The organism is Levilactobacillus koreensis JCM 16448 (assembly GCF_001435525.1).
GTDB classification, from domain to species: domain Bacteria; phylum Bacillota; class Bacilli; order Lactobacillales; family Lactobacillaceae; genus Levilactobacillus; species Levilactobacillus koreensis.
Genome location: NZ_AZDP01000022.1, coordinates 22,222 through 30,859, shown reverse-complemented (window position 1 = coordinate 30,859; position 8,638 = coordinate 22,222). Strand labels below are relative to the sequence as shown.

At 45.5% G+C, this 8,638-nt stretch carries 7 protein-coding genes; 2 read left to right on the top strand and 5 right to left on the bottom strand.

All coding sequences use genetic code 11. From position 1 onward, the window contains the following. Nucleotides 1-261: 261 nt before the first annotated feature. The 5 genes from FC99_RS01380 to spx all read right to left on the bottom strand — a co-directional run bounded on the left by FC99_RS01380 (nucleotide 262) and on the right by spx (nucleotide 3,539). Nucleotides 262-864, bottom strand: coding sequence for a hypothetical protein (locus tag FC99_RS01380; protein ID WP_048734101.1), 603 nt, complete (start codon nucleotides 862-864; stop codon nucleotides 262-264). A gap of 331 nt (nucleotides 865-1,195) precedes the next feature. After that, a complete protein-coding gene (locus FC99_RS01375; protein WP_048734097.1) occupies nucleotides 1,196-1,705 on the bottom strand; it encodes a helix-turn-helix domain-containing protein in 510 nt (169 codons plus the stop codon). A 639-nt stretch (nucleotides 1,706-2,344) separates the two neighbouring features. Then, entirely contained in the window at nucleotides 2,345-2,509 is a 165-nt protein-coding gene (locus FC99_RS13735; RefSeq protein ID WP_156166923.1) for a hypothetical protein, read from the bottom strand. Further along, the gene (locus FC99_RS01365; protein ID WP_048734091.1) at nucleotides 2,493-2,822 is read right to left on the bottom strand and encodes a DUF5626 family protein; all 330 of its coding nucleotides are present in this window, start codon (nucleotides 2,820-2,822) and stop codon (nucleotides 2,493-2,495) included. The genes FC99_RS13735 and FC99_RS01365 overlap by 17 nt, the downstream gene beginning before the upstream one ends. Before the next feature lie 318 nt (nucleotides 2,823-3,140). After that, nucleotides 3,141-3,539 carry a transcriptional regulator Spx gene (gene spx / locus FC99_RS01360; protein ID WP_048734088.1) on the bottom strand — a complete coding sequence of 133 codons (399 nt, stop codon included), beginning with the start codon at nucleotides 3,537-3,539 and terminating at the stop codon, nucleotides 3,141-3,143. Between the two features lie 546 nt (nucleotides 3,540-4,085). Here spx and FC99_RS01355 point away from each other — a divergent pair. Together FC99_RS01355 and FC99_RS01350 are read left to right on the top strand one after the other, a co-directional pair. Then, nucleotides 4,086-6,185 carry a cation:proton antiporter gene (locus FC99_RS01355; protein WP_048734085.1) on the top strand — a complete coding sequence of 700 codons (2,100 nt, stop codon included), beginning with the start codon at nucleotides 4,086-4,088 and terminating at the stop codon, nucleotides 6,183-6,185. 775 nt (nucleotides 6,186-6,960) lie between these two features. After that, nucleotides 6,961-8,532, top strand: coding sequence for a bifunctional metallophosphatase/5'-nucleotidase (locus tag FC99_RS01350; protein WP_048734082.1), 1,572 nt, complete (start codon nucleotides 6,961-6,963; stop codon nucleotides 8,530-8,532). Nucleotides 8,533-8,638 lie beyond the last annotated feature (106 nt).

The window sequence follows — 8,638 nt, the reverse complement described above, 5'->3', positions numbered from 1 at the left end:
TAAAGACAATACTAATTTATATTATTTCGTATGACAACTTGACAGGGACTAGCACAAATTTCTAATTGCCATTTTCCTACATTTTACGACCGCCATATACAAGTAAGTAGTAATGGCCCTTTTGAAACAAATCTATTATTCCTTTGATGATAAATATGAGAAAGACTAGGAAATAGGTGTAACTTTGTACGGTACTAAAGTAACTATCTATTTGCTTTTTGTAATGACTATAGAATTGTCTCATATTTGTTTAGACCTCTTTTATAGGAATATGAAGGAAATAGTTCGGGAAGCGATACCAGCTGCTGTTTTGTTTAATCCGACTTCCATCAGCACTTTTTGCAAAACAGTCTCGATTTTTCCATCAAAGGCAGCCGCAAGTTCAGCAGCTTGATTGATGCGCTTCCAGTTCAGACCGATTAGCTCAAGGCCACTCGATTTTGCGATTTTTTCATATTCTTTTTTCCCCATCTTTTTAAGGCCAGCTTTGAGTAATTTGGCGGCGGCTTTTGCAGTCATACCGGCCTTACCACGTTGATCCATATTGTTAATCATAGTTTTTGCATAAGATGGGTCGACGAAATCGCTTGGGTCATTTTGAATACTAGCACGAATGCTCAATAGAATGGATTGAACTTGTTGTACTTGGCCTTCAGTTAATTGGTTTGAGACGTCTTGATTAAATACCGGGTGGTTGAAATCCATGCCCGCCCATGAATCAGTTGTTGAACTATCTTTAACAGTTGTTGTTGAATCAACCGTGTCTGCGTGTGCGTCACTTAACGCGGAACCAGTTTGTACACCTAACGTACATAACATTAATCCAGCAAGCAATAGTGATGTTTCTTTAACCATGATTCTCATGTGTGTGTCCTCCCTTTTCTTTTGGAATAAGGTTAATACTAATGATGTTTATGGGGAGAAAAAAGAAACGAGATGGTTACATGGATAAACGTAAAGGGATAGTTGCGGGTTGTGACAGTACCGGCAGTATTGCTCGGCGATATCTCGATTAAAGAATATACAAGGGAACAAAATTTCGGATATTAAGATCATGTAATAAACTTATTGAAGCGATATGTAGTGTAAAATTCTGTCAATAGAGTAATGTTGCCTATAACTCAAGCAGTGGATTTTCTACCCTAGCATGTTAAGTTATAGGCAGCGTTAGTAAAAGTAAGCCGTATAATTATGTCTACTTAATTTGGTAGACAACGGTTTTTGATGGTGTAATCCATTTGTCTTCAATAACGACGTAGCAACTAATTAGACTGAAAACAATGACTAGTAGCGAGACTAAAATGATGGTCTTATGTAAACTATTATATTTGGTGTTTCGCCACATGACATACATGGGTAAAAAGATCCCGACTGGCGGGAGAAGAACTGAAACCATTGCCAGTAAAATCAAAATGATTCCCTCGTCAGTATTTTGATAGGGAGACGTGTTGATTTTTTTTAACTGTTTCCTTTTCTCAGCAATTTGCTCGTTGTTGACATCAATTTGTTCTTTTAGTTCTGAGTTTTCCTTTAGTAATTTATCAATTGACATTTTATAAATATCGCTGAGCTGAATTAGATTGTCCAGGTCTGGATAGCCTCGACCATTTTCCCATTTTGAAATGGATTGGCGGGTGACGTGTAGAATTGTGGCAACTTCGTTTTGTGAAAATCCTTGTGCAATTCGGGCACTTTTTAGTTGCAAGCTAAAATCTGCGATTAGATATTCCTCCTGTGTAAGAAAATTTTTTGATGAATATAAATTATATTGTCAAATCTAATACTATACTAAAAAAAACATTATGAAAGCTGTAGATTTTATTTTAACGTGTTTATTGACCGATGGTATCGGTAATGTAACGAAAAAATTGGTCCCAGAAATCACAAAACGATTTCTAGAATCAATTTTTAATTGCTAGAATTCAGGGACTGTCCCAGTCCCTTCCTACAAGGGCTAGTTATGTCACAGCCTCTTCATCTAATTCTATCTAGTGCTTTCTCCAAAACCTTTCAAACGAGATTGCAATAATCATCAAAACAGCAAAGAAACATATGTTAATGGCACCAAGCCAAACCCATGAAATTATTCCAGTTAAACCGCTAGGAACAACGGCCGTAAACACCCACAAAGCGGCCTCCATCACGACAAACATGATAAAGTATTGAAACTGACTATAACGGTCCTCACGCAACTCATTCCAATGCGACAACGTATACAATGACGAAAACACGTTTGCAATTGAAAACGCAACGGCCAAAATAATCCTCGTTCTTAATGTATACCCAAAGTTCATTGCCGCAAATACACCTATTAAGATACTAGCCAAAACTAGAAGCATTCTCTTTATTGATATGACCATGACTTATACTTACCACCTTTAAAGTGGAATACACGGCCCTTAGCAAACCCTTTACCAGAAGCCGTATTAAACGTACTACCCAAAGCACCTTTCAATGCAATGCGAAGTGCAAAACCAGTGGCACCACCCAAGTTAGCTAAACGTAACATATAACTTCCCCTTGCTAACTCTTGCAGATAATCTGACATGATACGTTGCTGGACCCACTACCCGAGTTATATGTAACGTCACTTTATTTGAAGAATCTTGTGTTACATATTGCCTCGTTATTTTACCAATTCTACTGCTGGCCTTAACATTCGAAACTTTCTTGATCTTATCACCAGACGTTTCAATCTTATAATTTGCCGACCAAGATAATGCAGAATGATGCACCACATTTAAAGTTGCTGCATCGGCATTAGCCATACCGCCAAATAGGATTGCCAAACAAGTAACCATTGTAACAAATAGTGTTTTCATAGATTTAACCTCCTGATTCGAGGTTAAATCTATGCGTGGCAAGGCATAAGGAACGCTCTATTTACCAATGGGAAACGTACCCTTTACGTCCAAAAAAGGGACCAATTTGAAGAATGTTTGGCCCCTTTTTCATCCTATGAAACATGCTAGCTTGACTAATTACTTACCATCAAAAAGTTCAACTGGACTTTCTTCCATTTGCTTACTAATAGTTCGTTTCCTTCTTTCGACACAAACAACTGCCAAAATTCATCATCTATTAATCATAAGCAAAATAAAAAACCGATCAGCACTCCCCCGAGAACTGATCGATCTAGTCTATGAGCTTAGTTGTGATTCCAAATGGTGTAATTCCGCCGTCCGCACATCGCGAGGCAAGAACCGCCGAATTTCTTCTTCGTTGTAGCCCACTTCAAGCCGCTTGTCATCAAAAATGATGGGGCGCTTGATTAAATCAGGGTACTTTACAACCAAATCAACCAACTGGCTAACCGAGAGCGTGTCTAGGTCAACGTGTAGTTGCTTGAAAACATTCGACCGGGTCGAAATGATGTCTTCACTGCCGTTTTCGGTTAAGCGAAGAATCTGCTTAATTTCGGCTGCGTTCAATGGCTTGGACTTGATGTTCCGTTCTCTGAACGCAATATCGTGTCCCTTCAGCCATGCACGGGCCTTCCGACTGGATGCGCTACTTGGCGCAATGTATAAATTGATCATATCTCAGCACTTCCTTATCGTTGGATTGAGTAACGATAGAAAAAACAATTGACTTAGCTTGGTTGCTACCAAATATTTCACTGAATCATCTAGTAGAACCAACTTATATGTTACCACAATTGAATGAATAATCAACCTTTTTTGGAAACTTTCTAAATTACAGGCAACATTTTTTAGTGAGTTGGTTGTTGTCCCCAACCATTACCTTTGACCCAATCGAATTTGTGATATTAATTAAAAATTGCGGCATTATCGGCGTTAGCTTCGTCACAAGGTTGTTAAAGTTAGCAAATTATCCTCTGATAAGTCATTTTGATTATCCATTAAATTCGCCACGTGTGTCTTTTTCATGGAAATGAATTTATATCCATATAATTAGAATTAATATTCACTTTTAGTCGGATTTTCAATCAAAATTCAACACTCCAAACTAACCGATGTGGCTAAACCGGCGTTTCTTCTATGTAAGGATATTCGTTTTCCCTTTTGTTCACTATTAGTTGTAAAATGAGGGCACTAAATTATTTCCACTAGGAGGAAATTTCCGTGAACGTCTTCTATGCCGTCCTATTGCTAGTACTCGCAACCATCGTCGCCAACACGCTCTACCCGTATTTTCCATTGATTCCACAAGCTTTCTATCAAATCTTCGCCGGTGCCCTGCTGTCACTGGTCCCGCTCTACAACCACTTCGTACTCGAGCCCGAAGTGTTTATGCTACTGATTATTGCACCCCTTATGTTTTACGATGGCAGTAATGCCGACGGAAAGGCGTTGCGCAGAAATATTGGCTCGATTCTCTCCATGGCGGTCGTCTTAGCCATTCTGACAGTTATTCTGATGGGCTACGTGAGTCACGCCATGATTGCCAGCATTCCCCTAGCACTGGCCTTCGCCCTCGCCGCCATCGTCACGCCGACCGATGCCGTGGCCGTGTCGTCGATCACCACTAACATGGCGGTCCCTGAACGCGTCATGGGCATGCTAGAACGCGAGTCGCTCTTCAACGACGCTTCTGGCTTGGTGGCCTTCAGTCTTGCCCTGACCGCATTTACGACCGGTAAATTCTCCGTCGGTGGCGGCATCAAACATTTCTTATTCGTCTTTCTCGGTGGTCTTTTAATTGGCCTGATTCTGGGAGTCATCGCCGTTTGGGCCCGCGTCTACCTGGTTCAAAGCGGAAAGGACTCCGCCAGTGTCATCGTTCCCTACGACGTGCTGGTCCCCTTCCTCATCTATTTGGCTGCGGAACACGCCGGTCTATCCGGAATCCTAGCCGTCGTCGCCGCGGGATTGACCTACAGTGCCTCCAATAACCAACTCCGGCTCTCCAGCACGCAGTTACAGCTCGTCTCCCGTTCGACCTGGAGCATCATCACTAGCGTCCTCAACGGCTTCGTTTTCGTCCTATTAGGGGTCTCGCTTCCGACCGTCTGGGTAAATATTCAGCAGGACCACACCAAGTCGTTACCAGCCTATTTATTGCTGGCCGTGACCCTGTATCTAGTCATGCTGGCGCTACGGTACATCTGGATTCGCTTCGACTGGGCACTGGTCCGCTCCGACAAGTCCGACCGCCGGAAAAATGCGGTGGTCGGTGCCTTATCCGGCGTTCACGGCACCATTACACTCGCCATGGCCTTCTCGCTTCCGCTGACGTTTAACGGCGCAACTTTTCCCTTCCGCAACACGATGATCTTTATCGCCGCGGTCGTCATTATTTTGAGTCTCCTAGTCCCAACCCTTGTGTTGCCGTTCATCTTGCCAAATAAGGAGCTGCCCGTGGATCCCGCAACGGCGCTCAAGGAACGCAAAGCGCTGGTAGCCTACGCGACCGATCGTTTGGCCCAAGAAAGTACGGCCGACCCCGCCGCAACCCAATCCGTAATTGAAATTCTCAACAGTCAAGCCACGGACCAACGCCCAGACAAGAAGAAATTGCAGAACATTCTCAATCAGGCTACCCAAGTCGAGGTCGAAACGGTCCAAAAATTTGCCGACGATGGCACGATTCCTCAAAGTTTCGCCGCCCGCTACGTCCGCGTGCTGGTAGTCAAATCGCAGATGAGCAGTAACAATCCATTCGTCAACTTCACGCTGTGGGCCCGCTTCGTTTGGCATCGGGTCGCACACGGCCTCACGCATCGAGCGTTTCACGGTCTGCTGAGTAAGCGGCAGCGCGACAGACGGATCGCGTTACAACGACAACAACTCCAGGAGCGGCCCCATACGGCGGAACAACAGGCCGCTCAGGAACGACGGATCGCATTACAAAAGGAACAGGGACGACGCCGCTCGCCACGTCGCCAACGAATCAACCAGCAACGGCGCGAAAATTTCTACAAGATCGAAGCTGGTGTCTACAACAACGTCATCGACTTTCTCATGAGCATTGCCAGCGTTGATAACCAGACCGAAGTCAACACGGTGCGGAACTACTACAACGCCCGCCACCGTCGCGTTGACGCCAATCAAGACGATAGCCAACAAAACGAATTGTTCATTCAAGCCTTCCAGTTCGAGTACACCTACGTTCGCGAACAACGCAACGCCCATAAGCTTTCACCGGCACTTGCAGACGACCTCTACCAACAAATTTCCACCGACCAAATGCTTTATATGCAAGAAATTGCGGTAAGCGATTAGTTTCTCCACGAAGCGTCACATTTTCTTCACAATTAACTGTTATAGTTGTCGCATAACTTACGAATTAACTACGAATAAGTTACCAATTTTACTCCTCCAAAAGTAAAAATAACGGGCGGCTTGCTACGGCGGTCGACCCACTACTCCAAACGTAATATACGTTCACAAAAAGCGGCGACGCAGACAATTCCGGTCTGGTCGTCGTTTTTTGTCGCTCTTGCGAAATTGGCTGCCAGGGATTTCGCCAGCTGTGGGGGACGCTTCAGCCTGGAAGAACGCCAGGCTTCTCGCTCACTTTTAGCAAACCCATGCGTCCTAAAAGTCGCCCATTATGTTAGCTTCCAGCTACCATGATGACCACGACTGGCCACATCCCTGGCCGCCTCCGGCTTAGATTGAGCGTTCACACGACACTTGTTGCTGGGCAACAAGCGTTATTCCGTCTGCATGCTATTATCACAACCACCTCTCTGTTTAAGCAACGTCTTGTATAAAGGTAGGCGTGCTATTCTATTCAATTTGCAATGCCTTTTCACTAGCCGATTAGAAAACACAACCGGAAAACTCGGTACTTCCATGACCTCAAAGTGTATTCACCCTATATCTAAGGCAAAATAACCCCCTAAATTGGTCGATTTCTGCTCGTTAAGTTAGAAAACATCTCATAATTGAATGATTTTTGCCACCATAAATTTACACTCATCGCAAACTAGCTTATAATTTCTTTAACACGTTAAAGATTTGGCGTCTTTTCGCGAATTGGAGGGTGACAGTTATGAAGCTGACAATTTTATCGACGAGCGATACCCACGGGTACGTCTTCCCCACGAACTATGTGAAAAAGGGAAGCCACCAGGGATTTGGCCTGGCGCGCGCTGCCACGGTGATTGCCCGCGAACAAGCCAACGCTCAGGGTCCCGTGGTGACCATTGAGAATGGTGATTTTCTAGAGGGGTCACCGCTGGCCTACTATGTGGCACGGGTCAAGCCTGACCGCAATCCACAACCACTCATGACCATTTATAATCAAGTTAATTATGACTGCGGTATCCTGGGGAACCATGAATTTAATTATGGCCAGGAATACCTGCAGGCTGCCATTCGTGACGCCAAACGAACGATCCTGTGCGCAAACATTTTGGACGCTAACGGCAACCCCGAATACGGGCAACCTTACAAGATCATCGAAAAGGACGGCATTAAGATTGGCGTTCTGGGTCTGACCACGCAAGCCGTCTATAAATGGGAAAAGGCCACCAACATTAGTGGCCTGCAATTCGAATCGGCCTTCATCGCCGCCAAGAAATACGTCCCCATCATCAGAGAACTCGCTGATGTCGTCATTGTGTGCTATCACGGCGGCTTTGAACGCGATCTAGTCACCGGCCAGCCTAATGACATTCACGTGGGCGAAAACGAAGCCTACCACATTCTAGAGGCCATTCCGGGCATCGACGCTTTGGTCACTGGCCATCAACACCGCCAATTGGCCACCGATGTCTTTGACATCCCCACGACCCAACCCGGTTTCCGCGGTCAAGCCGTAGGTAAGATCACGCTGGACCTCGACCGCGATGCCGCTGGTAAGGTCCACGTCACCGGCCACCACTCCGAATTGGTCAGCGCCGAAAAAGCGCCCCTAGACCAAAAAGTCCTGACCGCCGCCAACGACCTCAACAATGAAGTCGGCCATTGGCTCGATCAACCGCTGGGCCACATCAAGGGCGACATGACCTTCACCGATCCCTTTGCCGCCCGGATTCACGAGACGCCATACATCGAATTTATTCAAAAGGTCCAAATGGCCACGATGGGCGCCGACATTTCCGCGACGGCACTGTTCAACGACGAAGCCCGCGGTTTTGAAAATCCCATCACCATGCGCAATATCATGACCAACTACGTCTATCCCAACGGCCTGTCCCTCCTGAACATCACCGGAGCTGACCTGAAGGCGGCGCTAGAAGTCAGTGCCCGGTACTTCACCGTGAAAGATGGCGAAATCGCCGTCAACCCAGCGTTCGTTCACCCTAAGCGGCGGCAATATAACTACGATATGTACGAAGGCGTCGACTACCGGTTGAACGTGGCAAAACCCATGGGTCATCGGGTCGAAAGCCTGACGTACCACGGTGAACCCGTTACGCCAGAACAGCCACTACGAATCGCGCTGAATCAGTACCGCGCGGTCGGTGGCGGCCACTACGCCATGTTTGGCGCCGATAAGATCATTGCGGAGAGTCAAGGTGCGATGAGCGAAATTATCGCGGACTATCTGCAAGACCACCCCGTGATTGATGCAACTACTAACGATAACTTCAGTGTGGTTAATGACCCGCACGATTAATCTAAAACAATTGAAAAACGGTTATCCTTTCTACCCTGCTATTGTTAGCGAGATTGAAAGGATAACCGTTTTTTTCGGCCTTCTTCAAAAAAAGGCCTGATGATAA